Source organism: Absiella sp. AM29-15, from assembly GCF_003434225.1.
Taxonomy (GTDB): Bacteria; Bacillota_I; Bacilli_A; order Erysipelotrichales; family Erysipelotrichaceae; genus Hoskinsella; species Hoskinsella hominis.
Map to the genome: position 1 here is coordinate 1 of NZ_QVFL01000021.1, position 22,995 is coordinate 22,995.

At 33.6% G+C, this 22,995-nt stretch carries 24 protein-coding genes; 6 read left to right on the forward strand and 18 right to left on the reverse strand.

Features of this window, described 5'->3' with window-relative positions; genetic code table 11:
* From DW761_RS17890 to DW761_RS17920, 5 genes are all read left to right on the forward strand, one after another.
* The coding region (locus tag DW761_RS17890; RefSeq protein ID WP_147323333.1) for a sigma factor-like helix-turn-helix DNA-binding protein at positions 1-186 on the forward strand (186 nt) is incomplete at its 5' end.
* A complete protein-coding gene (locus DW761_RS17895) occupies positions 176-418 on the forward strand; it encodes a helix-turn-helix domain-containing protein (protein WP_008787631.1) in 243 nt (80 codons plus the stop codon). The genes DW761_RS17890 and DW761_RS17895, both read left to right, overlap by 11 nt.
* A 374-nt stretch (positions 419-792) precedes the next feature.
* Complete coding sequence (locus DW761_RS17910; protein WP_004613735.1) at positions 793-996, forward strand: excisionase; 204 nt, start codon at positions 793-795, stop codon at positions 994-996.
* 77 nt (positions 997-1,073) lie between these two features.
* Positions 1,074-2,264: a site-specific integrase gene (locus DW761_RS17915; RefSeq protein ID WP_009271880.1), complete on the forward strand. Its 1,191-nt coding sequence runs from the start codon at positions 1,074-1,076 to the stop codon at positions 2,262-2,264.
* A 414-nt stretch (positions 2,265-2,678) separates the two neighbouring features.
* On the forward strand, positions 2,679-3,698 hold the full coding sequence (locus DW761_RS17920; protein ID WP_147323334.1) for a LytTR family transcriptional regulator DNA-binding domain-containing protein: 1,020 nt from the start codon (positions 2,679-2,681) through the stop codon (positions 3,696-3,698).
* 308 nt (positions 3,699-4,006) lie between these two features.
* Here DW761_RS17920 and DW761_RS17925 read toward each other — a convergent pair whose 3' ends face one another.
* From DW761_RS17925 to DW761_RS17985, 13 genes are all read right to left on the reverse strand, one after another.
* Complete coding sequence (locus DW761_RS17925; protein ID WP_233509542.1) at positions 4,007-4,513, reverse strand: signal peptidase I; 507 nt, start codon at positions 4,511-4,513, stop codon at positions 4,007-4,009.
* On the reverse strand, positions 4,497-4,685 hold the full coding sequence (locus DW761_RS17930) for a hypothetical protein (RefSeq protein WP_117454459.1): 189 nt from the start codon (positions 4,683-4,685) through the stop codon (positions 4,497-4,499). The genes DW761_RS17925 and DW761_RS17930 overlap by 17 nt, the downstream gene beginning before the upstream one ends.
* A 197-nt stretch (positions 4,686-4,882) precedes the next feature.
* Positions 4,883-5,503: a TasA family protein gene (locus DW761_RS17935; protein WP_117518964.1), complete on the reverse strand. Its 621-nt coding sequence runs from the start codon at positions 5,501-5,503 to the stop codon at positions 4,883-4,885.
* Between the two features lie 23 nt (positions 5,504-5,526).
* Positions 5,527-6,249 carry a SipW-dependent-type signal peptide-containing protein gene (locus tag DW761_RS17940; protein ID WP_117518965.1) on the reverse strand — a complete coding sequence of 241 codons (723 nt, stop codon included), beginning with the start codon at positions 6,247-6,249 and terminating at the stop codon, positions 5,527-5,529.
* Between the two features lie 24 nt (positions 6,250-6,273).
* Positions 6,274-7,062, reverse strand: a complete 789-nt coding sequence (locus tag DW761_RS17945) for a hypothetical protein (RefSeq protein ID WP_117518966.1) — start codon at positions 7,060-7,062, stop codon at positions 6,274-6,276.
* A gap of 23 nt (positions 7,063-7,085) precedes the next feature.
* Positions 7,086-7,784, reverse strand: a complete 699-nt coding sequence (locus DW761_RS17950) for a hypothetical protein (protein ID WP_117518967.1) — start codon at positions 7,782-7,784, stop codon at positions 7,086-7,088.
* A gap of 895 nt (positions 7,785-8,679) precedes the next feature.
* Positions 8,680-9,174 carry a signal peptidase I gene (locus DW761_RS17955; RefSeq protein ID WP_117518968.1) on the reverse strand — a complete coding sequence of 165 codons (495 nt, stop codon included), beginning with the start codon at positions 9,172-9,174 and terminating at the stop codon, positions 8,680-8,682.
* Positions 9,175-9,268: 94 nt separating this feature from the next.
* Positions 9,269-9,949 (reverse strand): hypothetical protein, encoded by a 681-nt coding sequence (locus tag DW761_RS17960; protein WP_117518969.1) that lies wholly within the window; start codon positions 9,947-9,949, stop codon positions 9,269-9,271.
* A gap of 89 nt (positions 9,950-10,038) precedes the next feature.
* Entirely contained in the window at positions 10,039-13,119 is a 3,081-nt protein-coding gene (locus tag DW761_RS17965) for a vWA domain-containing protein (RefSeq protein WP_117518970.1), read from the reverse strand.
* Positions 13,120-13,205: 86 nt separating this feature from the next.
* Positions 13,206-14,354: a VWA domain-containing protein gene (locus DW761_RS17970; protein WP_117518971.1), complete on the reverse strand. Its 1,149-nt coding sequence runs from the start codon at positions 14,352-14,354 to the stop codon at positions 13,206-13,208.
* Between the two features lie 160 nt (positions 14,355-14,514).
* The gene (locus DW761_RS17975) at positions 14,515-15,390 is read right to left on the reverse strand and encodes a MucBP domain-containing protein (protein WP_117518972.1); all 876 of its coding nucleotides are present in this window, start codon (positions 15,388-15,390) and stop codon (positions 14,515-14,517) included.
* Positions 15,377-16,084: a hypothetical protein gene (locus tag DW761_RS17980; RefSeq protein WP_233509543.1), complete on the reverse strand. Its 708-nt coding sequence runs from the start codon at positions 16,082-16,084 to the stop codon at positions 15,377-15,379. Before DW761_RS17980 ends, DW761_RS17975 begins: the two co-directional genes overlap by 14 nt.
* Before the next feature lie 24 nt (positions 16,085-16,108).
* Positions 16,109-16,747 carry a hypothetical protein gene (locus DW761_RS17985; protein ID WP_117454468.1) on the reverse strand — a complete coding sequence of 213 codons (639 nt, stop codon included), beginning with the start codon at positions 16,745-16,747 and terminating at the stop codon, positions 16,109-16,111.
* Positions 16,748-16,888: 141 nt separating this feature from the next.
* Here DW761_RS17985 and DW761_RS17990 point away from each other — a divergent pair, with 141 nt between their 5' ends.
* On the forward strand, positions 16,889-17,134 hold the full coding sequence (locus DW761_RS17990) for a PD-(D/E)XK nuclease domain-containing protein (RefSeq protein WP_233513128.1): 246 nt from the start codon (positions 16,889-16,891) through the stop codon (positions 17,132-17,134).
* Between the two features lie 130 nt (positions 17,135-17,264).
* On the opposite strand, the gene DW761_RS17995 is transcribed toward DW761_RS17990, so the two are convergent.
* From DW761_RS17995 to dcuC (DW761_RS18015), 5 genes are all read right to left on the reverse strand, one after another.
* On the reverse strand, positions 17,265-18,278 hold the full coding sequence (locus DW761_RS17995; RefSeq protein WP_117518973.1) for a LacI family DNA-binding transcriptional regulator: 1,014 nt from the start codon (positions 18,276-18,278) through the stop codon (positions 17,265-17,267).
* A gap of 116 nt (positions 18,279-18,394) precedes the next feature.
* Entirely contained in the window at positions 18,395-19,312 is a 918-nt protein-coding gene (locus tag DW761_RS18000) for a transketolase family protein (RefSeq protein WP_117518974.1), read from the reverse strand.
* Positions 19,309-20,130 carry a transketolase gene (locus DW761_RS18005; RefSeq protein ID WP_117518975.1) on the reverse strand — a complete coding sequence of 274 codons (822 nt, stop codon included), beginning with the start codon at positions 20,128-20,130 and terminating at the stop codon, positions 19,309-19,311. The genes DW761_RS18000 and DW761_RS18005 overlap by 4 nt, the downstream gene beginning before the upstream one ends.
* A 16-nt stretch (positions 20,131-20,146) precedes the next feature.
* Positions 20,147-21,562, reverse strand: coding sequence for a C4-dicarboxylate transporter DcuC (dcuC, locus tag DW761_RS18010; protein ID WP_117454473.1), 1,416 nt, complete (start codon positions 21,560-21,562; stop codon positions 20,147-20,149).
* A gap of 65 nt (positions 21,563-21,627) precedes the next feature.
* Complete coding sequence (dcuC, locus tag DW761_RS18015; RefSeq protein WP_117454474.1) at positions 21,628-22,986, reverse strand: C4-dicarboxylate transporter DcuC; 1,359 nt, start codon at positions 22,984-22,986, stop codon at positions 21,628-21,630.
* Between the last annotated feature and the right edge of the window lie 9 nt (positions 22,987-22,995).

Below are 22,995 nucleotides of genomic sequence, written 5' to 3' on the forward strand. Positions count from 1 at the left end.
GCAGAAGCGATTAAGTATCTGTCTGAAAAAGACAGAGAAATCTTGTTGATGTATTTCTTCTTAGGCATGAGCGATACAGAAATCGGCGACAGATTAAAGATTAACCGTTCAACGTCGTTCCGCAGTAGGAAGAACTCACTTGAAGAAATCAAGAAAAAATTAAAGGAGAACATGAATGATGAATAACACACGCCCGTCATTTTACCTTATTTCGTCGGCTGTGGACGGCAACGTAAATGCGATTGAAAAGATACTGGCATTGTATGACCCGTACATATCAAAATGTTGTTTGCGTCCGTTCTACGACAAATATGGTAATGTCTGCATAGTCGTAGACATGGAATTAAAAGGACGTATCAGAGAAGCACTTATCAAAATGATTTTGGACTTTGATATTCCTTTAGAAACCGAAGAATAACTAGCAGTAACCGCAGAGCATGATTTGTTCAATCCCCTCTTTCCTGCTCTGCCCCTGCTTTTACATGAAAGCAACACGCTTTCGCCACAGCTCTTTGACAACTGAATAAAGCAGACAGATACGTTTGTGAGATAGCGAGCCACGGGGACTGTACGCCACGACCTTTTCAAAAGAAAGCGAGCGACCCACGCAGTGATCCGAGAGCGACTGTTGGAAAAGTCGTTTTGCCACGACCTATTCTCACAGAATAATGATACGTCCGCATGGTGCGGTTCTGCCCACAAGAATGGGAATAGTTGAGATACTAACGGAGCTTTCCAAAGCCGTCTGCCTGCTTGTAAAAAATGACACACAGTAAAGGGGGTGCATAGATTATGAACAATACTGATGTGCCTATCTGGGAAAAATATACGCTGACGATTGAAGAAGCGTCCAAATACTTCCGCATTGGCGAAAAGAAATTGCGTAAATTAGCCGAAGAAAATATTGACGCTGGCTGGGTTATCGTGAACGGTAACCGTATTCAGATTAAGCGAAAACAATTTGAAAAAATCATAGATACATTGGACGAAATCTAATGTCATTGAGCCGTAGATATGGTATAATAAATATAGCGTATCACGGCTCATTCCATGACGGAAAGGAGCTTTACACTATGTCTAATGTAAAACGAAAAGACGGTAAAAATCGCAATTTGCGTAATGGAGAGAGCCAGCGAAAAGACGGAAGATACGTTTATAAATATACCGATATATACGGAAAGCCACAATTTGTCTATTCTTGGAAACTTGTACCGACAGACAAGACACCTGCTGGAAAGCGTGATGATATATCGTTGAGGGAAAAAGAAGCACAGATAAAAAAAGACCTTAACGACGGTATCGACACAGTCGGCGGTAAAATGACAGTCTGCCAGCTCTACGACAAGAAGAACAGCCAAAGAAAGAACATCAAAAGGGCTACTGAAAAAGGACGACAGTATCTTATGAACGCTCTGAAAAACGACCCGTTGGGTATGAGGGCGATTGATACTGTGAAGCAATCGGACGCTAAAGAATGGGCTATCAGAATGAGTGAAAAAGGATATGCCTATAAAACGATTGATAACTATAAGCGTTCCTTGAAAGCGTCATTTTACATGGCGATACAAGACGACTGTATCAGAAAGAACCCGTTTGAATTTAAGCTAAGTGATGTTCTGGAAGATGATACGGAGCAGAAAGTTATCCTTACACCAGAGCAGGAAGAACGCCTGCTTGCCTTTATGGAAAAGGACAAGATTTACAGCAAGTATTATGATGAGGTTGTGCTTCTGCTGGAAACGGGACTTCGTATTTCTGAATTTTGCGGACTGACGACGCATATTGATATGCAGAACAGAATACTCAATATAGACCACCAGCTATTGAAAGATAGCGAAATAGGCTACTATATTGAAACACCAAAGACCAAAAACGGAAAACGGGAACTTCCATTGACAGAACGGGCTTATCAAGCAATCCAAAGAATACTAAAGAGCAGAGGAAAAGCACAACCGCTGATTGTAGGTGGTTACAGCAATTTCCTATTCTTAAACCGTGAGGGCTTGCCTAAAGTTGCAGGAAACTATGAGGGTATGGTGCGAGGATTGATTAAGAAATATAACAAGTATCACACGGATAAGTTACCGAACATCACACCACATTCATTCAGGCATACTTATTGTACGAATATGGCAAATAGAGGAATGAACCCAAACACCCTGCAATATCTCATGGGACACGCTAACATAACCATGACACTTGGCTATTACGCACACGGTACATTTCAATCTGCAAAAGCGGAACTGGAAAGACTGGCTTGTTAATATCGGAGCTTATATTTACTACTCATTTACTACTTTTGGTTGCATTTTCATGCTGGTAAATGCCAGCTTATGCAAGGTATCTTCCAAAAAGAAAATACCGATAAAGCCCTAAAATACGGGATATATCGGCATTTACCAACTTATGAAAAGATAATCAGAAATTTAGTAAGTTTTTATAATGAAAAAATTGTAAATTTCTAAGATTTCCCTCTTTTTTTTATCCAATATTTTTAAAATATCTAATTTTTACTTTTTCATTTGGTTTTATCGCATTAATAATGCATATTAAGATTAATTTATGCCTTTATTATAGCACAAACCACAATATTAATATAGCATTCATTTATTGTTTTCTCTCTTTTTTGAGAATATTACACAAACTGTATGTTTACAAGTTAAACAGTATTTTTTCCATTGATAGGAAGAACATCTCCTATAGAACTTGCCTTTATTCCATTAGTAATGATGGTATTTTCTGTAGTATCAGAAAGACCATTACCTATACCTGCAACATACCAGAGATTAGTAGATGTATATTTTAATTTTTTCAACATAATAAGTTTCCTTTCTGTGAATATAAGGATATCTAACATTAAACTTTATAACTTGCTATCCACCCTTATTTTATGGTATCATTTTCACAATGAATTACTGCTGTTTAAATTATATCATCATCAATTTACATTTGATAAATCTAGAGAAGTTATTCATGCGTTTATAAAACGTGAAATTGAATCTTTTCAAGACTTATTAGATCCTTATTTTGTTTGGTTGGGAGATTATTCTAATCAATATATTAGAGGTAAAGAGGCCTTTTTAGAAACAATTAAACTGGAAAGTTCACTTCCTCCCTTAGATATATCTCAAGAAGAATATGCCGTATTAACACATGAGAAAAAAACATGGATTACTTATGGTAGATTTACTGTCAATGCACATGGAAAAGATAGAGAACTGTATTCTAGTAAAATTCACTTTACTTTTGTTTGGAAAGAAGATAAAGATGGCCTCTTTTTATTACATGCGAATGCTTGCCATGTCATTGATGCTCAGCAACAGCTCGAAGAAGCAATGCAAGCTAGAGTATTTGACCAAATTCCAACTGATACATTTATGAGAGAAGCAATTCAAAAAATACAAATTAAAGATATCAATGGAAATGTGCATTTCCTTTTTCCAGAAGAAATTATTTATTTTCGTAGCGATGATAAATTAACCACTTGTTTCAATAAATATGGAAGCTTTGTTGCTAGGACTACATTACGTGAACAAGAACATCCTCATTTTGTCCGTATCCATAGCAAATATCTAGTAAACATCAGTTTTATTAAAGAAATATATCGTTATAAAGCAATTTTACTAGATGATACGGTTCTTCCTATAGGGAAAGAACGTTATAAAGATATCCAAAATATAATCGGCATACACAAATAGCACATCCATCAAAAAAAAAAGCAATTCTTTGCGTTTTTTCTATGTATAAATTTTCAATCAAACAATCATGTTTATTACTTTTTTCGATCATAATTGATGCCAACAAATTCTTTTACATCTTTTACTTTTCTATATAGTTTTTTCCTTTGAATTGTTGAATTGTTCTTTAGCAAACTTATCATATCTTGATTATCAATGACCATCATAGAACTTTTCTAGTAAATTATAGAAATCTTTCCAAAATTTTCTTTATGAAAAGCAAATCAAAAAAAGGAACATTTTATTTCAGTTAAACATTCCTTTAAAATCTATTTTTTTATACCAAGTTCTTTTTTCCACTTTGCGACATGAAGCCACAATGTAATCACCATAATCAATGTAAATGTACACGTTGCTACACCAAACATTGATACTAGCCATAAGTATATATTACCCAGCATTGGTACACATAAAACAACCTTTCCAAGTAATCGTTCATATGCGACTGCAGTTGCATCCACATCATCATTATGATCTCCTTTGGTCACAAAAGATCTTTTTTTTGCATCATTGATCATTACTCTGTGTGTTGCGACACTATCATTTACCACACTCGTTTTAAATGTGATAACATCACCTTTCATGATGGATTCCGGTGATTGTGATTTCACATAGACTACACTGCCTACTGGATAATCTGGTTCCATACTATTACTTAAAATACCATAAGGTTCATAACCAAAAAGCTTTGGTACTACAAAAGGTGATACAACAAGAATCAAGGCAATCAGCATAACATAAGCAAGGATATTACAATACTTAATCTTCTTCATCATTCGATACCGCAGAATCCATGATTTTCATCAATTCCAGAGCACTACGAAAACTCGTTGTCTGATTTTTTTCAACCCATGTTAATCTACCTTGCCAGCTTTGATTTTTACAACTTTTTATCTCTACTAGAAAAGTAGGTGTATTTGTTAGATTTTCCTTTTCTATATTCTTCATTTTTTATCACCATTCCAAGTATACTTTATGATAGTAACATATTGGTAACACCAAATATTCTGTCAAACAAATATAAGACATTTTTACTATATACTGCCTTTCAAGCTTAGTATAACACAACACTTTTCTTGAAAATCAAAAGTTTTCTTAATTCCAAAAATGAGTGATCTGATTGACCACTCATTTCTTGTAATTCTTTATTTGTTATAAGTTTCAGCAGTTACGCCATTCCATCCAATGATGTTAGTTCCATCCATTTGTGGAGTAAAATTATCTGCCTGAATACCTTCAGCAACGATATCAATTGTTAATACAGTATCAGCATATGCATTTCCCCATTCCATAGGAATTTCTACTGTGTACTTGTTATCGCCTTCACCTTTTACTTTAAACAGACTTACTGTTGTAGGTGCAGATACTTTCGTATTGTAATAGTAATATCCATCAGCATCTGGTGTTGGATTCCAACCATCATTGATATCAACAACTTCACTTAATGCAGGTAACAACTGTTCACCATCAACCATGACATCATTTCCATTTTTGTCTTTCAATGTAACAGTTACTTTTGCTCTTAAATAAGCATCCTCTGATCCATCAACAACACTGATCTGTGGATCTTTCAGATATTTATTACCAGGTTGTACGTTATTAGGATTTTCCCATCCTGGTTCTTCTAAATCAACATCAACATGTCCCATAGTGATCACATTGGTTTTGTTATCACTATCTGTGAAATATGCCAGTGTGCCACCAGCAATAGCTCCAATTCCCAGTACACCTGCGATAGCTAATGCAATAAGTTTTTTATTTTTCATAAGTTATCTCCTCACTATTATTTTTATTTTGCATTCATTAGGTTTGTTAATTCTTCAGCAGCGTTAATTCCTTCTGTACTCTGAACTAAATAACCTTGAACATGAATTTCAAAAGGCATCATATCTTTAATATCAATATCTTTTACAATCTTCACTTCTTTAAAAATTGGTTCTGTTAACATTCCATATTCAACAGCTAATGCTTTACCATTATCTCCTACATACATATATGAATTTGGAACAGTGACATCTCCATTTTTTAATGGTACCCAATAACCTTCAGCTTCTTCTCCATTTGTTGTACTTTCTGCAGTAAATTTATCAAGAGTTAAATTAAATTCTGTTTCAGCAGTTAAAGCTTTAATATATTCTTCTTCATTATTATATCCTAAATCTTTTAATACTTCTGCATTACTTTTATACTGCTTATCATTGTTATTACTATAAGTCACATATGCATCTTTAGGTAAAGAATATCTCAGCTGAATACCAATATAAGCACTTTCAGCATCACTGTTATTTTTAATCTGTGGATCTTTTGAAATAGTGCTATCTGGTCTGTATTCTACACCCTTTTCTTCTGTACCTTCCCAATTTGGTTCAAAGATTTCTCCATCAATTCCTGTACCAATTGTAAAGATATTATTCCTTTCAACTGTTTTATCTGAGAAAATTGCATAAGTTCCTGCACCAATTGCCAATACTCCTGCCATTGCAAGGCATGCTAATAATTTACTTTTTTTCATTTTATTTCACCTTTCCAAATTTATTTATCTTTTAATTGAAGTAGCTTCGGCCAATTTAACTAATTCATCAATTGCCTCTTCCTGACTTACTTCATCATTTCCTTGTACAGCATAACCTGTTACTTTAATTTCAAATTTTGGTAATGTATAAGCATCGCCTTCGATTGGAACATATTTATCTCCAATTTTTTCATATAAAACTCTTGAGCTATTTGTTGAATCTGTTTTATCAATAATTTCTGGTTCTTTATCGTTTCCATTTTCGTCTTTATCAATGCGATATAATGTTTTACTAGAATATTCAGTTTTGATAACTTCTTTAATACCAGTTATAACTTTAATATCAGTAAAGATAGGATCGCTGCTAGCTCCTGGTTGAACGACGTTCTTAAAAACATAAAATTCTGAACCATCATTATAAGTACCAAATTCTTTCCACAAATTATTAAATCCTTCTTCGCCATTATTCATGATTTCAGCATAATTTTCGATAAATTCATTTCTTGAAATATGCTTACCATTATTATCAATATACTCTAATTTAACACCAACATAAATTGGAAGTCCTTCGTTTTCTTTTGCATCATTTTTCATAACTGGATCTTTTGCAATTACTTGTCCTGGAATGTAATTTTCTGCAATTTCTTCATCAAAGTTTTCTTCTACTAATTCAGTACTGATATCCTTTGATGATGTAAAGGTATTCGTTTTTGTTTCTGTAATTTTGTTTAAAAATGCCCATGTTCCTGATACTGCGATTGCTGCTGTTAATGCTACTGCACCAGCCATTTTCAAATAATCTTTCTTTTTCATAATCTTTTCTCCTTTTATATTTTTTAATTACTTTTTGCTAAATCATTTAAAGCTTTAACTACTTCGTTATTAAGATTTGTAGTATCTAATGTTACATTTTTTGCTTGTACAGCAAATCCTTGAACTTTTATTTTGAAGGTTGGCCATTTTCCATTAACTGTATTGATATTTTGATTTACCACTACTCTATCAAATAAAGCAGGTGCTTTAGATCCAGCTAATAATGTTTTTGTATAAATATATAAATCATATTTATTTTCACCTTCATCTGATGTTACAACTCTTACAAAATCATTTGATAGATTTCCAATCTTTCCATATGTACTTTCAAATAACTCCTTAGAAATCGCCGTTCCATCATTATTTTGATAAGTAACCTTAATCGCAACATATTCATCCTCTATGCTAGTATTCATTAATGTTGGGTTCTTAGGTATAACATCACCTGGATAATAATTCATTGCTTTTGTGATTCCTAATTCTTTTTTTTGATCCTCAGTTAATCCATCTTTTGCGACAGTACCAGGTTCTTTTTCATATGAATCATCGAATGTAAATCCATCCCATTTATCCTCTCTTAATGCTAATGAAATGCTTCTATCTGAGGTAAATGTATTTGTTGCAGTTTCTGTTACTTTAGACATTAGGGCTAATGTGACACAAACTGTTAACATACATGCAGAAGCGATTACCAGCAATGATACTTTTTTTACTGGTTTCATAATATGCCTCCCTTCTCATCTTTCCTTTTACACATATATTATCTAACTCAGCAGTCACATACTGGTAACAAAAAAAACAAATCGTCACACCAACATAAAAAAAATAATGACTATCATATAATCGTTATTTTCTGATTTATTATTATTATTTATGGATATCTAAATTATCATAGGGATAAACGATGCCTCTAAATTTTCATAGGGTTTAGTAAAAGGTTGGCTCTAAATTATTGTAGGGTCAATCTTTTTGTTCATTCTTATAAAAGTAAAACCTTTTGCTGTACAATGTAATCGTCAAATAACTTTTAGCAAAAAAGTTTTTCCAATACCCACAGTTTCTTGATCTATTATTAAACATATCGCCTAGACTCAGAACAGCGTATAAATTTAAAGATCTATACTTATGTTTCAATATGGTAAGTGATTTTGATAATAAGGAGCATAACTTTCTTGATTTCATGAAAGAAGTAAAAGATTTTAAAATTCTTGAAATGATCGAGATAATCAAAATATGAATAATTGACGTGATAAAATTATTAATTCATTTATCGTAGTAAATGGTAAGCGTTTATCAAATTGAATCAAGGAATCTTGAAATTCTATCGTTAAACTCATTAAGAAAACAGGTATTGGATAAGTTGGTTTTGCTTGATTTAAAAACCATTGATTGTATGAATAAAAATACCTAACCTAATATGGCTGGCTATGATGTATCATTAAAAATGAAAGGACATAAACGAGGAAAATATAAAAAAATGATAATTGTTGTTTGACTACTATAAAAGGCAGCGAAATGTTCATTTTCTAACATTTCTACTGCCTTTTTGAAACCCTACAATAATTTAGAGCCTACCTTCTTCATAAGAAAACCCTATGTTAATTTAGAGCCCCTTATTTATTTATCATCTTTTTTTGACAAGGTATCAATGATAAAAGAGATAAGGAACATAATCAATATAAATGCCACCATGATAATGATTCCTGTAGTTGAATTTAAGTAGACTGCCAAGAATCCTAGATATGGAATCGTGAAATCCATAGCCTTTCCTTTTACGTTACCAAACGCTACTGCACCACCATCAGCATTATCATTTGCATCACCTTTTGTTTCAAATGTTTTCTCATTTTCATTGATTTTGATGACTCTGTGTGTAACCACAGTATCTCCTGATCCCATTGTAAATGTGATTGAATCACCGACTTTGATATCCTCTGGATTCGTATCTTTTATAAATACTAATCCACCAACATGATAAGTTGGTTCCATACTACCACTTAATACCGCCATTGGTGTAATTCCAAACAATTTTGGAACAAAGAAGATGCCTGCTAATATAACAACAATAATGACAACAATCGTTGTTATAATATCCCATACTTTTTTAATCATAAATTTTCTCCTTCATTTTTTTCTATCTCTATTTTACTACATTTTATATACAACTCAAGAAAAACAGGACCTCATGATAGAGATCCTAATCTTTTTATTTATTACTCATGGAAGAAGTTACTGCTTCAAGATTTCCAAAATAATCGTTATTTACTTCAGTTAATCCCCAAGCATCATTTAAATTCTCTTTTGGATTTGCAATAATACCATCTGTTAATACATTTAATTCTAAATGATAACCGTCAGGAATTTCGCCTTCTTTTAATTTAACTTTTTGAAGTAATGCTGCAGATTCTTCATTAGGTGCTAATGCCCTAGTATAGTAGAACGTATCTGTTGTATCATCATATTTCCACATTCCACCATTATTATCTGCTGTTGTATTCATTGTATAAGTTAATTTAACAGATTCTCCATAAACAATTGTTTCGTCTGTATCACTTACAATTTGTGGAACAAGTTTGACTCTTACATAAGTATCTGTTGTTTTATAGTTTTCTAAATCTACATTTTTTATTTTTACTTCTTTTTCAATATCAGTATCTGTAATTTTATCAAATACAACTGTATTGTTATTATTTACTTCATCTTCACGATTTTTTCCATCACTGTTTTCTACTACAGCGATATTTACTTGCCCGTAAGCACCGCTAAAAGTGTTAACGTTTGGCTGTGAACTAGTTGAAAGCAAAGCATATGTTACAGCTGTTGCTGCTAATGCTACCACTAATCCTCCAAGCATCAACGTTTTTTTATTTAAATTAAATTTCATCATGCTTCACCTCCGACTTTACATCAGCATCTTTTTATTTTAGGTATTAGAGAATGCAAGCTATCTGCATTCTCTAATGATCAAGTTTAATCTTAATTGTTGAACTTGTTGATAGCACTAGCTACATCACTTACAATGTTATTAGAATTTTTCACATTGTGGAAATTTGAAATAGCCACAAAACTATAATCTTTTCCATTTATCTTCGTATCTGATTCTACACCAAAGATTCTTTCATTTTGCATATCACCAATAAAGATTTTTTCATTTGTTTTACCATTCGCTTCATAGTTACTATCATCTGAATTTTTATCATATTTCCATGACCAGTTACTAACTTCTCTAATAGTGTAATAGCCTTTCTCTAAATTTTTTATTTTCACAGTTTTTTGTGTTTTATTTTCATTAGCACTAAAGGATATCGTCTGATAAAATTTATCAACTACTTTATTAGAATCAGTTGCACTATATTTTGTAATTTCAAATACAAATGATTGATTTGCATTAACAATTTCAGTGTCAGTATACTGTTTATCAATAAACTTAGTTAAATCAATTTCTCCAGCTACTACATTAACATACATATTACCATTAGCTGATTGACTTGCTGCATCACCATTTCCTTCTGTTGGCTTAACATATCCAGGCAACTTTTCATTCATCATATTTTCCCTTGTTGCTTTGTCATATGGAAGATATGTCATCACTAATTGATATTGCTCTACTTTTTCACCTTTTTTATCAGCTTTATGATTTTCTAAGCTCATGTCTGTAGGCTTCACTACTTTAATTTCATAATTTAAAGTTCCGACAACATCATTTGTTCCAGGATAACTATATTCTACATCAGTTAGTTTCTTATTTTTAATCAATTCATTAATTTGTGCGTCATTTAACAATAACTCTGATTTATTTAGTTTAATCAATTCTTCAGAAAGTTCATCAACATTAATGATATCGCCTAAGAAATATGTTTTTTCATCATCTTTTAAATTTAAAGATAATGTTTTTACATTTACAGTTGGCTTAGGGAATGGAATATCTCCAAATTCAAAGTGAATTCCTGAATCAGGATCATTTGTTGGAGTTACATTACCACCAACAAAATCTGATTTTGCTACAATATCAAAGCTTGCTTTCCAACCATCTTTATTGATTTTTTTATTTTTCCAAGTAATTGTTGTAATACCATCTTTCGTTACTACTGTTGCACCGCTAGCCTCCAGTTTTTCCTTTTCACCAGGTGCTAGTTCAAATCGTTTATCAATAATGTCTGTAATTGTTCCCGTATAAGAATGAGAAATTACCTGTTCACCAATTTCTTTAAAAATCTCATTTAACTCATCCATATTATTCGCAGTATAGGTTAAATTTTTACCATCAACTGTTGAAGCAATATTGCTCATGTAGTTTTCAATTTTTTCTACTCTTTCTGCACCATCTTCATCATAATTATAACTTCCAAATGTTCCGATAGAATATATTAAAGTATTTGAATTTTTTAAAACATTTGCTTTTTCAATAGCTGTTGCAGCAACATCATTATCAAAACCAGAATAATGGTTGGGTTCACCGTCTGTAAAGAATATAACTAATTTCTTTCTATCTTTAGAATTTTCAACTTCTTCTGCTGCATTACTATCGTTAAACAACTCTATCGCTTTATTAAATCCATAATCAGCACCAGTAGCACCATTATTTCTAATATTATTTAACGCACTATTGATTGCATTAAATGAATCAGTATTACCTACCCTCAATAAATTGTAATCTTTGTTTCCTTTACTTAAATTGGTTCTTATTGATGCATCACTAGAGAAGCCAATTATTCCTATTCTACTATCAGGTGAATTTTTTTGTACTTGATCAACAAAAGTCTTTGATGCTTCAACAAGCATATCTCTCTTGCTCTTATTAGTATCCTTAATTCTTTGATAAATTGTATTTTGGGTACTATCTACTTTTACCGTTTTACCATCAGCATTTTCATAATACCAGTAGTTTAAATATGAATTTCTTCCAAGACTTCTATATATACCTTTTTCTGTTCTTATATAGTAAGTAGTATTTTTATTCATTATTGAACCTTTTTCAATTTCTTGATATTGGTACATATTGTCTGCCATACTACCGGATTCATCTAAAACCATTACAATATCATAAACACTACTTTTACCTGGAATAATTGTTTCTCCAGTAGCATTAGCATCTAAATTGACTGTATAGGTTCTGTTTTCCCAATCTTTTACAGTAGAAGTTTTATTCAAATTTACATCATTTACAGGATTTGGAATATAAACATAAGGTGTATTCAAATCCGGATAGCTACCATTTTCCAATTTTTTATTTTGATTTTGTACATCTGTATAGATCACACTAGCAGCATCATTTGTAGGTAAATCTGGATTATTCTCACTACTACCCATAGCACTATATACACCATCATTTGCTTTTACTTTAAAACGGACATCCATACCATCTGAAGTAATGGTTGCAAAATGAAATGCTAATGTACCTCCAATTTCATTGCCTTTTTCTTGAATTATCTCATAATAATCAGCAAAATCGTTTGTCTTTTGTGGCAAATTTTTCCATTCTGATTCATTTGACTTTTTATACTGTACCTCAAGATCATCAACATATTTAAACTTCGTATGTTCTACAACATCTGTTACAGTTACGTTTGTAGCAACAGTTGTACGATTGATTTGCTCTGAAATCTTCTTTAAAATTTCTTGCAATTCATTTGTATCTGATGAATTGAAATAACAATCTGCGCTAGTTGCTACTTTTGTTAAAAATGCATCTGCAAAATCTGCGCCATCAATATAATATCCTCGGTAACTGTCATACTGGTTCGTATAATAAGCTTTTGCTCCAAAATAACTATCTTTATAGTTATTTTTCTCACCTATTATTGAATAACTAGTTCCATTATTATAAGCAAAGCTTCCAAACACTGTACCACTTTTGTTTTGCCCTAAAGTTACTTTATCATCAGTTAATCCCATTGCATAAGATATTGTATATAAATCAGCTTTCTCTTTTAATTTTGTCGCAGACTCATCTGCCTTTTTTCCATCTGCATATGATGCAGATTGTTTCCATCCCTGATAACCACCAGGTAACCCATCAGTTAATAATATTGCAACATTTTTCCCATCTGCATTCAAATTTGAATTACTATCATCATATAATCCTGTTGCTAAATCAATTCCTTTAAATGTTGCAGTACCTCCAGAAGCTCTTAAACCATTTACTACCCAATTAATGTTTCTTTATTATTTGTAAAATTTATTTTAGTTGTAGATTCACTATTAAATGTAACAACAGAAATTTTATTCAGCGGATTTGCCTTTAATATTGTGTTGATTAATCCATTTTCATTATTAAGTGCAGTTTTTAAATCATTCATTCTCTGACCAGCCATGCTACCAGATGTGTCAATAATTAATGTTAAATTCAAAGGAATTTGTTTTTGTATATAACTATCTCCACTCATTGAGAATTTGATCCACCATGTATTATCAGAAGATGTAACATTTGAATCTAAAGATTTTTTTATTTTAAATGTATCTTCTTGTGGAGATAATGTTAACCATCCACAAGATTTCAATTGAAATGTAACTCCTGCTGTTTCGCCAAATATTTTTTTCTTTGTTGAATTAATCGTTTCTTTTTTCTCAGCTAGATTCAAATCTTTATTTGTTTCTTTATTCGTTATCGTCAAAGCGTTATTAGTTGCTACTTGTAATGGTTGTGCAGATTTCTCTATATTTTCAGCTGTTTCTACTTTTTTCTCTACTGAATAATAATAAGTATTCATTTCATCAGGTGTAAAAGATACATCAGTATCACTTGAACGGTATGTTCCTGCAGATGTAGCTTTGCATTTTACTGTAAATGTAATCTCATTATCAATAGGGTTACCATTCATATCAGAAGTCAACTGTTCAGATGTTAAAGACCAAATGACTGTCTTTGTATTCGCATCATATGTCAAGCCTTCTGGTAAATCACCTAAAATATCAAATTGTTCTTGAATAGGCTCTTTAACAATTAAGCTCGTATCGGATTTTAATGGATTTTTTTCTTCATTATTATTTGAAATATCTTTGAATTTTTTCCCAATTGCTTTTAAAGTTATAGTAAAAGATTGGTTATCATTATCCACAATATCCTTTCCAATCCACACTTGTCCATCTTCTAATGATGATGGTTGTTCATTTGGATATAGTGTTGGATTTGATGTTCCTTCATTGCTTACACCATGATCATCCATATAAACAGCAGCCACAGCTTCATCAATACCTACAGCATGAACATATAAGCTTTCAAGATTAAAACAAGTCACTGTTAACGCAACTGCCATAAAGAACGCTGTTATTTTCCAAAATTTCTTTTTCATAGGAATCCTCCTTTGTTTGAAATATTTTACTTTCCTTTTATCGTCTATATCTTACCAATGTCAAGTCACATAGTGGTAACAAAAAAGTTTTTCGTGTGACCATAGGTTGGAAAGAAAACATAGCCACACTGCATCAGGATGGCTATGTTCTGTTATTTATTTATGAATTGGCTTCATTGTTTTGTCTTTTTTTATTCCAATACATGAAGATAATTGCGATACCTGCGACAACCAGGATACCCAAACCGCCAGCTAACATTGCATAATCATTGCCTTTACCATCGCCTTCTGGTGTTTCCTGATCATTGATATCTGTCTGGTCTTTATCTTTATCCGTGTCCTTATCGTTATTACCATCACCATTTGGCTGATTATCATCAGGGATAACAACATCAGGATTAGGTGCTGGAGTAGGATTTGGATTAGGAGTAGGTGTTACATTGTTCTGGTTGCCATTTTCCTGTGGAACAACCTGATTAACTACTTCTTCCTGTGTTATCGTTTCATAACGAATAACTTCGTTAGGATTTGTTAATGTATAAACAAATTGAATTTCCATTCCATCTTTTAATGTGAATGTCTGTTCCGCTTGCTGATAGGTATAACCTGGAACTGTTTTTGCACGTTCCACAATCTGTGTACCACGTTCCCCTAACATTGTTTTAGGTGTAGCGATATCCGTTTTATTTTCATCAACATAGCGTACAGTGTATGATACACCATCGATCAATACGCCATATTTTGCGACATATACTTGTTTACCTGTTACCTTTGAACCAACAGAAGGAAGCTGTTTGCTCCATCCTTTAAAGACATAACCTTCTTCTGCTGATACTGTAGGTTCATTAGGGAATACATCATTTGTACTTAAATGATAAGATACTTCTTTTTGACCATCTACACTGCCGTGTGCACCAGCCTTAAATACGATTTCATATTCTGCTGCTTTAATATCTGTAGTGGAAATAGGTAAAAGGAATAAGCATGCCATCACAATGCCTGATAAAGCTGTTAAAAATCTATTACGCTTTTTCATTTCTTTCACCCTTTCTGTTTCTAACCCTCATTACAATAATCACGATAATCAATGCTAAACTTGCCACAAACATTCCAAGAATTGTTCCAATAACCGTCGTATCACCAGTCTGTACGCCAGGAATCTTATTGATCACTGGGACTTTTTTAATGACTGTCACAACTTTTTCCACTGGTGTGTTATCTTCATGTTCTACTGAGAATATCAGATTTAAGTATCCTTCTGTATTCTGGTATGTGTTATCCATGGAATCTCCATCTACTTTGATTTTCATCAATACAGTTGTAGATTCACCTTTTTTTAATGTTTTTAATAAATAATTCTGATCTAATGAATCCATATTGCTTTGTGTCATACCACCAATTTTCCCAGTATAGAATGTTTCTCCATTATTAGAGAATTCAATATCATAGGCAATCTGGTTATTTGCGACACCTTCACCTAATGGATTGGTATATTCACTTCTAACATAGAACTTTAATTCACGATAATCATCATTAGATAATGTAATTTGTTGAATTCTTTCTTCACCAGGTGCCATATTTTCATAAGCACTGCTTTGTTCATATGTTATAAATTTTTCACTGTCACCTTCAAATGTCAATCCCATATCGCCATCAGCGGCATGAATGGATGCACTCCCCATCATCATTGCTAACAAAGCGGAACATAGGAATATTTTTTTTATTTTCATAAAGGTTTCCTCCTTCTTTATACGCTAATCTTCAACAGAGATGATGTTTCCATTTTCATCAAATTCAATTTCTGCGCCCCATTCTGACAATACAGCATCTTTCCCTGAAATACTCTGTACAGCTTCGGCATCAAAAGATAAATGTACTTGATATGTAGAATAGTTTGTATCCTTTAATTCAGGACTGATCTGAATTGCATCCATCAGATTCGTAGATACTTCATCAGATTTCATTGGTTTTCTATAATAGAAATAAACGTTTTCTGAATTAGAATTTGCTGCATCATCCATAATGATCCAGTTTGCAGGATCTTTGGTAACCAGCTTAATCAAAGATGCATCAGCATCTGGCAGTTTATTTCCATTTCCATCTTCCCAATATTTGGTTGCTGTCACACGAACATATAAAGTATGTTCTTTTACATTTTCCACATGTACGCTGCTTTTGATTTCTGCGCCTGGCAGAACTGACATAAATTTATATCCATTTTCTGTTTTTTCAGCATTTGTTTCATTAGTGCTTTCAATCAAGTCTATACCCAGGCTTCCAGCACTGATTTTAGCACCAACCTGTGTTTCCGCATGAAAGAATGCCATTGATCCTTGATATACTAAGAAGCCAAGTAAAACAGCTGCTGTTAATACCATCACTATTTTTTTCATACGATCATTCCTCTCATCATAAAGATTCTAATTTCATCCTACTCAAAGTATATAGAAGTGAAGTAACAAAATAGTCACACGGTTACAATTTGAATTTCCATGGATGTGACCATTTTCTCTTTGATAATTAAATATCCATATATGATAGAGTTATATATTTTCCTATGCGTTGTTATAAAAGAATATGTTTATACGATTTATCTAGCATATATCATGGCAAGAAATGATTATACAATGGTAAGAGAATTTCCAAGTGGAAAAGGTTTTGCGGATGTCGTGTTTATTCCACGATATGATAAGCCAGCGATGATTATTGAACTTAAATATGATAAAGATGCTGATACTGCGATTAAACAGATTAAAGAAAAAAATATTTCTTTGGCTTAGAAAAGTATTTAGATAATTTGTTGTTGGTAGGTATCAACTATGATAAGGAAATAAAGAAACATACCTGTGTGATTGAAAAATATAAATAAATTAATGAAAAAAGTATATGGGTTGTTCTCATATACTTTTTTTACTTTTTAAATTGTACACTGTCTTTGATAATCAAGTGTGGCTCTAAACGAACATCTTCACATGGTAAATCTTCATTTTCTATGTGGGATAACAAGACCTTACAAGATTCAATCGCAAGTTTTTTTACATTCTGATCAACAGAAGTGATTTCTGAACCCTGCATATAAGGGTATAACAAGTTATCGTAACTGATAATGGAATAATCTTCTGGAATACGCAATTGATGTTCACTCAGGCATTTGATCAAGCCTAAGGTCATCATGTCATTACTGACAAAGATTGCTTCTGCATCTGTCTGAATCAGCTTCTGTCCTGCTTCATAGCCACTATGGTAACGATAATCTCCGATTTCTATATATTTTGGTTTGATTGGCAAATGGAAGTACTGCATAGCTTTTTTATAACCGATAGTTCTAGAAGAGCCGTTTTTACTGCTTTCCGGACCACCAATACAGGCAATTTTGGTATGCCCACGTTCTACAAAGTGCTGTATGGCAAGGAAAACACCTTTTTCATTATCGAAATATACCCGATTACTATTTATTTCTGGATAGAAACGATCTATCATCACATAAGGTATCGTTAGATTTTTTAATGCCTCCTGCATCTGTTTCGCATCTTCAAAGGATTCATTACTGACGGTGATAAATAAGCCATCTACACCACGTGATACGAGTAAGTCTAACAACATTAGATCATCAGAAGCTTTATCATTAGTATTCATGATCATTAAGGCATAACCTTTTTTACGGCAGTATTCTTCAATGTTTTTTGATAAGGAAGAAAAGAATATGTTTTCAATATCAGGAATAATTAGACCTAGCAGCTTGGATTCTTTAGTGACCAGACTTCTAGCGGACTGATTAACACGATAATGATGTTTTTTCGCTATCGCCATGATATTATCTCTTGTTTCCTGTGCTACACGACATGGTTTATGGTTTAAGACAAGGGATACCGTGGTAACACTGACATTTGCCTCTTTGGCAATATCTTTGATTGTGATTTTCATACGTTACATCCCCTTTATTGATTTCTTTATATAGCATATTGTAACATGAATGAATTATTTCTTACAATGAATTTTTCAATTTCTAAAAGTAAGTACAAAAAACAGTCCTTCGACTGTTATTTTGTTTGTTTGATTTTTTCCACAATACTTTCTGCATCTAATCCATAAGCTTTTAATAATTCTTGTGGTGTCCCACTTTCCCCAAATTGATCCTGCATACCAATCATGATTTGTCTACAGGATAATCCAAGTGGTGCCAATACTTCCGCCACAGCACTACCAAGACCTGCCATGACATTATGTTCTTCTATGGTATATATCACATCATGATTTTTTGCAGTTTCCACAATCAGCTCCTGATCGATTGGTTTGATACAATCGATATCAATCACTGTAACTTCTTCCTCCAGCATATCCGCTGCTTTTAATGCTTCATGCACCATCAGTCCACTTGCAATCAATGCGATATGTTTTCCCTTGCGAAGAACATGTCCTTTGCCAAGTGTAAAGGTGTAATCCTGATATATCGATTCTACTGCACAACGTCCCAGTCTTACATAACATGGTCCATCAATATCCGCAATCGCTGCGATAATAGCTTTGGTACTTGCTTCATCACATGGCTGAAATACTTTCATTCCTGGTATGACACGCATTAATGCGATATCTTCAATACATTGATGAGATGCACCATCTTCGCCTACACTGATTCCTGCATGTGTCGCACATATTTTTACATTGCGTTTTGGATATGCAATACTGTTTCGTATCTGTTCATAAGCCCTTCCTGCCGCAAACATCGCAAAACTTGATGCATATACAACTTTTCCACTTGAGGCTAGTCCTGCGGCTACACCCATCATATTGCCTTCTGCAATACCAATATTATAATGTTGGTTTGGTGCTGCTTTTTTGGCATCTGCTGTTTTTGTGGATTTACTGAGGTCTGCGTCTAATACGATGACATCTTTTCGTTTCTCTACTAACTGTGCTAAAGCCTTCCCATAGGCTTCTCTTGTGGCCATCTTACTCATACGCTTTCCTCCTTTAATTCATTCATTGCCTGTATGTATTGTTCATCATTTGGTACACTGCCATGCCATGCATAGTTGTTTTCCATAAAGGAAACCCCTTTTCCTTTGATGGTATGGGCAAGTATCATTGTTGGTTTGCCTTTGTTTTCTCTGGCTTTTGTGAAAGCTTTTGATAATTCTTCAAAATCATGTCCATTGACATGCTCCACATACCAGCCAAATGCTTCAAATTTTTGATCGATCGGTGTAGGATCAATGACATCACGTACATCTCCATCAATTTGAAGACCATTGAAATCTACTATTGCACACAGATTATCTAAATGATAATGTGCCGCAAACATGGCAGCTTCCCAAACTTCTCCTTCTTCACATTCTCCATCACCTAATAGTGTATATATACGATAGGGTGTTTCATCTATCTTTCCTGCAAGTGCCATACCAGCAGCTGCGGAAATCCCCTGTCCTAAAGATCCTGTGGACATATCCACACCATCTATATAATTCATATTTGGATGTCCTTGTAGACGGGAATGGATTTTACGAAAACCTGATAATTCTTCTTCCGGCAGCAATCCTTTTTCTGATAATACAGCATATAACAAAGGACTGGCATGCCCTTTGGATAACACAAAACGATCACGCTTTATTCCACTTACATTTTTTTCATTGATATCCATTTCTTCAAAATATAGATATGTTAAGATATCTGTCGCTGATAAAGAACCGCCAGGATGTCCTGATTTGGCTTCATATACCATACGAACAATATTTTGACGAATATGATTGGCTCTTTTTTCTAACATTTCTTTATTCATATACGTTTGTTCTCCTTTACAACAGAATCATCATAGAAAAGATAAACATAAAGATGATTCCGGATAACATTGGGACACTCGTTCTTTTGACTAGGTCCAATGGATTTACTTTGATAAAACCTGCGACGATGACTGTTACAGCAGCTACTGGCGATACAGCTCTCATCAGGTTGCCAGCTAATGCCATCGGTACAGATATTGCGGTCGCATTAATTCCTGCTGCAATTGCAAGTGGCATCATCAATGGTACCATAGCATAAAACAGCGCTGTCCCACTTCCACTTAAGAATACGATTAATAAGGATAATCCTACTAAGATGAGTGGCAGAATAAATCCTAGACCATTACCTTTGATGCTTGTCATCATATTTTGAAGGGTTGAAATCAATCCAATAGAATTTAAACCTAATACAAATACAGATGCACTGACTAATAATGCCACAATAGACATAGAATTCCCCATTCCTTTAAAGAATTCTTCTGTTTGTGCTAGTACGCTGGATGTTCCTTTTTTACGAATCAATTCACAGAAAATAGCGATGATGAGTGAGAAGATAGAAGCAACTTCTACACTGATATTGATTTGCATGTGCAGCATTGTCTGCATGATATAGATCGCAATCAACAATAAAATCGGAAATACTGGTAAAATGGCATATACGATTTTAAACAGTTTACTGCCTTCAATCGCCTGTACTTCGGCATTTGCCACAGGCAGCCCTTCTTCTTTTGGCATATGTTTATCCATATGCTTTTGCCAGAAGAAATGAGCGATTGCCATTACCAGCAGGGTAGGCACAGAAATAATCGCATGGTATTGAATGACATAATCCGTAACAGTTAATCCAGCATATTGTGGATAATTTGCTAATTCATTGGCAATGGCAACATTATCTCCGCCTAGTGGTGTTGGCATAACAGTTGCGGCAGTTGCGATAATTGCGGCAGCTGTCATAGAGGACATACCAGCACTTCTTAATACCGGATATAAAGTCGCAAGAAGGATAATCGCAAGATTAGAAGCACTTGGTATAACAAGGGATAATACATTGACCAATACAAAGACGAACGGTACCAGAATATAAACGGATTTAATCTTCATAACCGGTTTGGTTAATACATGAACCGTAACATCGTTGGCTCCAATGCTAGACATGTAGGAAGAATAACCACCTAATACCAGAATAATCAATCCTGCACCCGATATGGTTGTTTTGAATTGTGAAATTACGGCAGCCAGAGGATCTAACCATTTGACTCCGGTAGATGTAAAGTCTTTGATTGCAATATCATTCCCCATAAATATCGCAACATACATTAAAACAATTCCCATTGCAAACAGCGTTGTCTTAATATCCATTTTTTTAATCAGCATATAGATCACAATACCAAACACCAAAACGGTTGTGATCAGCATAACAACTGTATTCATACATTCACCTCAAATTTTATAACAGAAAGAATCTGAGCCTCCAGATTCTTTTCTGTTTCTTTTCATTATAATAATACGACAGCAAGTACCATACAGGCAACGCATCCAACTAATACTGGAACACTTGTTCGTTTAATCAGCTGCATTGGTGTAACGCCCATTGTAGAACATACAATCATGATACACGCCGCTACTGGAGAAATAGAACGTACCAGGTTGGCAATCATCTGCATAGGAAGTGCAATCATAGGTCCGGTTACTGATGCCGCATGTGCAATACCAGGAAGCATATCTACGGTAGCATAGAATACGCTTAAACCACCACCAGAAATCAAACCAATCAAGAATGTAACACCAGAGAATGCAAGCATCATCAGGGTACCAGCACCTTCAATACCAGTAACTGAATTTGTTAACATATCTACAACACCTAATACTTTTAAACCTTCAATTAACAGGTTAGCAGCAACCAATAAGGATACAACCATAGCAAGACCATTTCCCATACCCTTGAAGAATTCCTGGATATCGTGTGTGATCTGTGTAAATTCATGTTTACGAATTAATTCTACAATAATAGATGCAATCAAAGAAATAAAGGTAATCGTTACAAGTCCAATGTTCAAGTTTAAGCCTTTTAATGCTAAATTGAATACCAGTACCAGAATCAATGGTAAGATTGGAAGAATAGCGTAATAAGCAGGTGGCAGATTTGTATTCAGTTCTGCGATCTTACTCTTATCAATTTCAGCATTTGTGCCATCTTTTTTATCCAGATATTTCTGCCAGAAATAGTGTGCAACTGCCATTAACAACAATGCAGGAATAGAAATCTTCGCATGAGCAATAACATAATCCATGATATTCATACCAAATGTATTGGCAGCAATAACGTTATCAGCACCAAGTGGTGTTGGCATAATTGTCGCAGTCGTTGCGATAACAGCACCAGCCGCAAGTGGTGATACATCAATTCTTGTAAGAATTGGGAATAAGGTAGCCATCAACAATACAGCTAGAGAGCTTGCACTAGGTACAACTAAAGATAACAAGTTACCTAATAAGAAGATAATAGGAATCAGGATATATTTACTTTTGATTCTGCCAAGTGGTTTTGTCATAATATTGACAGTCACTTCATTAGCGCCAATCAAATTCATATAGCTGGAATAACCGAATAATACCATGATGGTTAAACCAATGTTGCCTAAATTACTTAAGAATGATAATTCTATTTTTTTGAATGGATCTAACCAGATAATACCAGTTGTTTCCTCTGGTGATAAGATTGGATGACCAAGTGCTGCAGCTGCAAATAACAGTGCGATACCACCTAACGCCAAAGCGATGGTTGCATTGTACTTTTTGGTAATCAAATATACAACCGCAAGTACAACGACTAATGAAATAATAACTTCTAACATTTTAATTTC

What these genes read in the sequence shown, in the direction of transcription:
- DW761_RS17935 (WP_117518964.1), bottom strand. Translation starts at nt 5,503, where the DNA reads ATGAAAAATAAAAAACTTATTGCATTAGCTATCGCAGGTGTACTGGGA.
- DW761_RS17985 (WP_117454468.1), bottom strand. Translation starts at nt 16,747, where the DNA reads ATGAAAAAAATAGTGATGGTATTAACAGCAGCTGTTTTACTTGGCTTC.
- DW761_RS17975 (WP_117518972.1), bottom strand. Translation starts at nt 15,390, where the DNA reads ATGAAAAAGCGTAATAGATTTTTAACAGCTTTATCAGGCATTGTGATG.
- DW761_RS18005 (WP_117518975.1), bottom strand. Translation starts at nt 20,130, where the DNA reads ATGAATAAAGAAATGTTAGAAAAAAGAGCCAATCATATTCGTCAAAAT.
- DW761_RS17995 (WP_117518973.1), bottom strand. Translation starts at nt 18,278, where the DNA reads ATGAAAATCACAATCAAAGATATTGCCAAAGAGGCAAATGTCAGTGTT.
- DW761_RS17930 (WP_117454459.1), bottom strand. Translation starts at nt 4,685, where the DNA reads ATGAAGAATATAGAAAAGGAAAATCTAACAAATACACCTACTTTTCTA.
- DW761_RS17895 (WP_008787631.1), top strand. Translation starts at nt 176, where the DNA reads ATGATGAATAACACACGCCCGTCATTTTACCTTATTTCGTCGGCTGTG.
- DW761_RS17945 (WP_117518966.1), bottom strand. Translation starts at nt 7,062, where the DNA reads ATGAAAAAGAAAGATTATTTGAAAATGGCTGGTGCAGTAGCATTAACA.
- DW761_RS17970 (WP_117518971.1), bottom strand. Translation starts at nt 14,354, where the DNA reads ATGAAAAAGAAATTTTGGAAAATAACAGCGTTCTTTATGGCAGTTGCG.
- DW761_RS17910 (WP_004613735.1), top strand. Translation starts at nt 793, where the DNA reads ATGAACAATACTGATGTGCCTATCTGGGAAAAATATACGCTGACGATT.
- DW761_RS18000 (WP_117518974.1), bottom strand. Translation starts at nt 19,312, where the DNA reads ATGAGTAAGATGGCCACAAGAGAAGCCTATGGGAAGGCTTTAGCACAG.
- DW761_RS17940 (WP_117518965.1), bottom strand. Translation starts at nt 6,249, where the DNA reads ATGAAAAAAAGTAAATTATTAGCATGCCTTGCAATGGCAGGAGTATTG.
- DW761_RS17990 (WP_233513128.1), top strand. Translation starts at nt 16,889, where the DNA reads ATGATAGAGTTATATATTTTCCTATGCGTTGTTATAAAAGAATATGTT.
- DW761_RS17925 (WP_233509542.1), bottom strand. Translation starts at nt 4,513, where the DNA reads ATGATGAAGAAGATTAAGTATTGTAATATCCTTGCTTATGTTATGCTG.
- DW761_RS17915 (WP_009271880.1), top strand. Translation starts at nt 1,074, where the DNA reads ATGTCTAATGTAAAACGAAAAGACGGTAAAAATCGCAATTTGCGTAAT.
- DW761_RS17980 (WP_233509543.1), bottom strand. Translation starts at nt 16,084, where the DNA reads ATGAAAATAAAAAAAATATTCCTATGTTCCGCTTTGTTAGCAATGATG.
- DW761_RS17960 (WP_117518969.1), bottom strand. Translation starts at nt 9,949, where the DNA reads ATGATGAAATTTAATTTAAATAAAAAAACGTTGATGCTTGGAGGATTA.
- DW761_RS17950 (WP_117518967.1), bottom strand. Translation starts at nt 7,784, where the DNA reads ATGAAACCAGTAAAAAAAGTATCATTGCTGGTAATCGCTTCTGCATGT.
- DW761_RS17955 (WP_117518968.1), bottom strand. Translation starts at nt 9,174, where the DNA reads ATGATTAAAAAAGTATGGGATATTATAACAACGATTGTTGTCATTATT.
- dcuC (WP_117454473.1), bottom strand. Translation starts at nt 21,562, where the DNA reads ATGAATACAGTTGTTATGCTGATCACAACCGTTTTGGTGTTTGGTATT.
- dcuC (WP_117454474.1), bottom strand. Translation starts at nt 22,986, where the DNA reads ATGTTAGAAGTTATTATTTCATTAGTCGTTGTACTTGCGGTTGTATAT.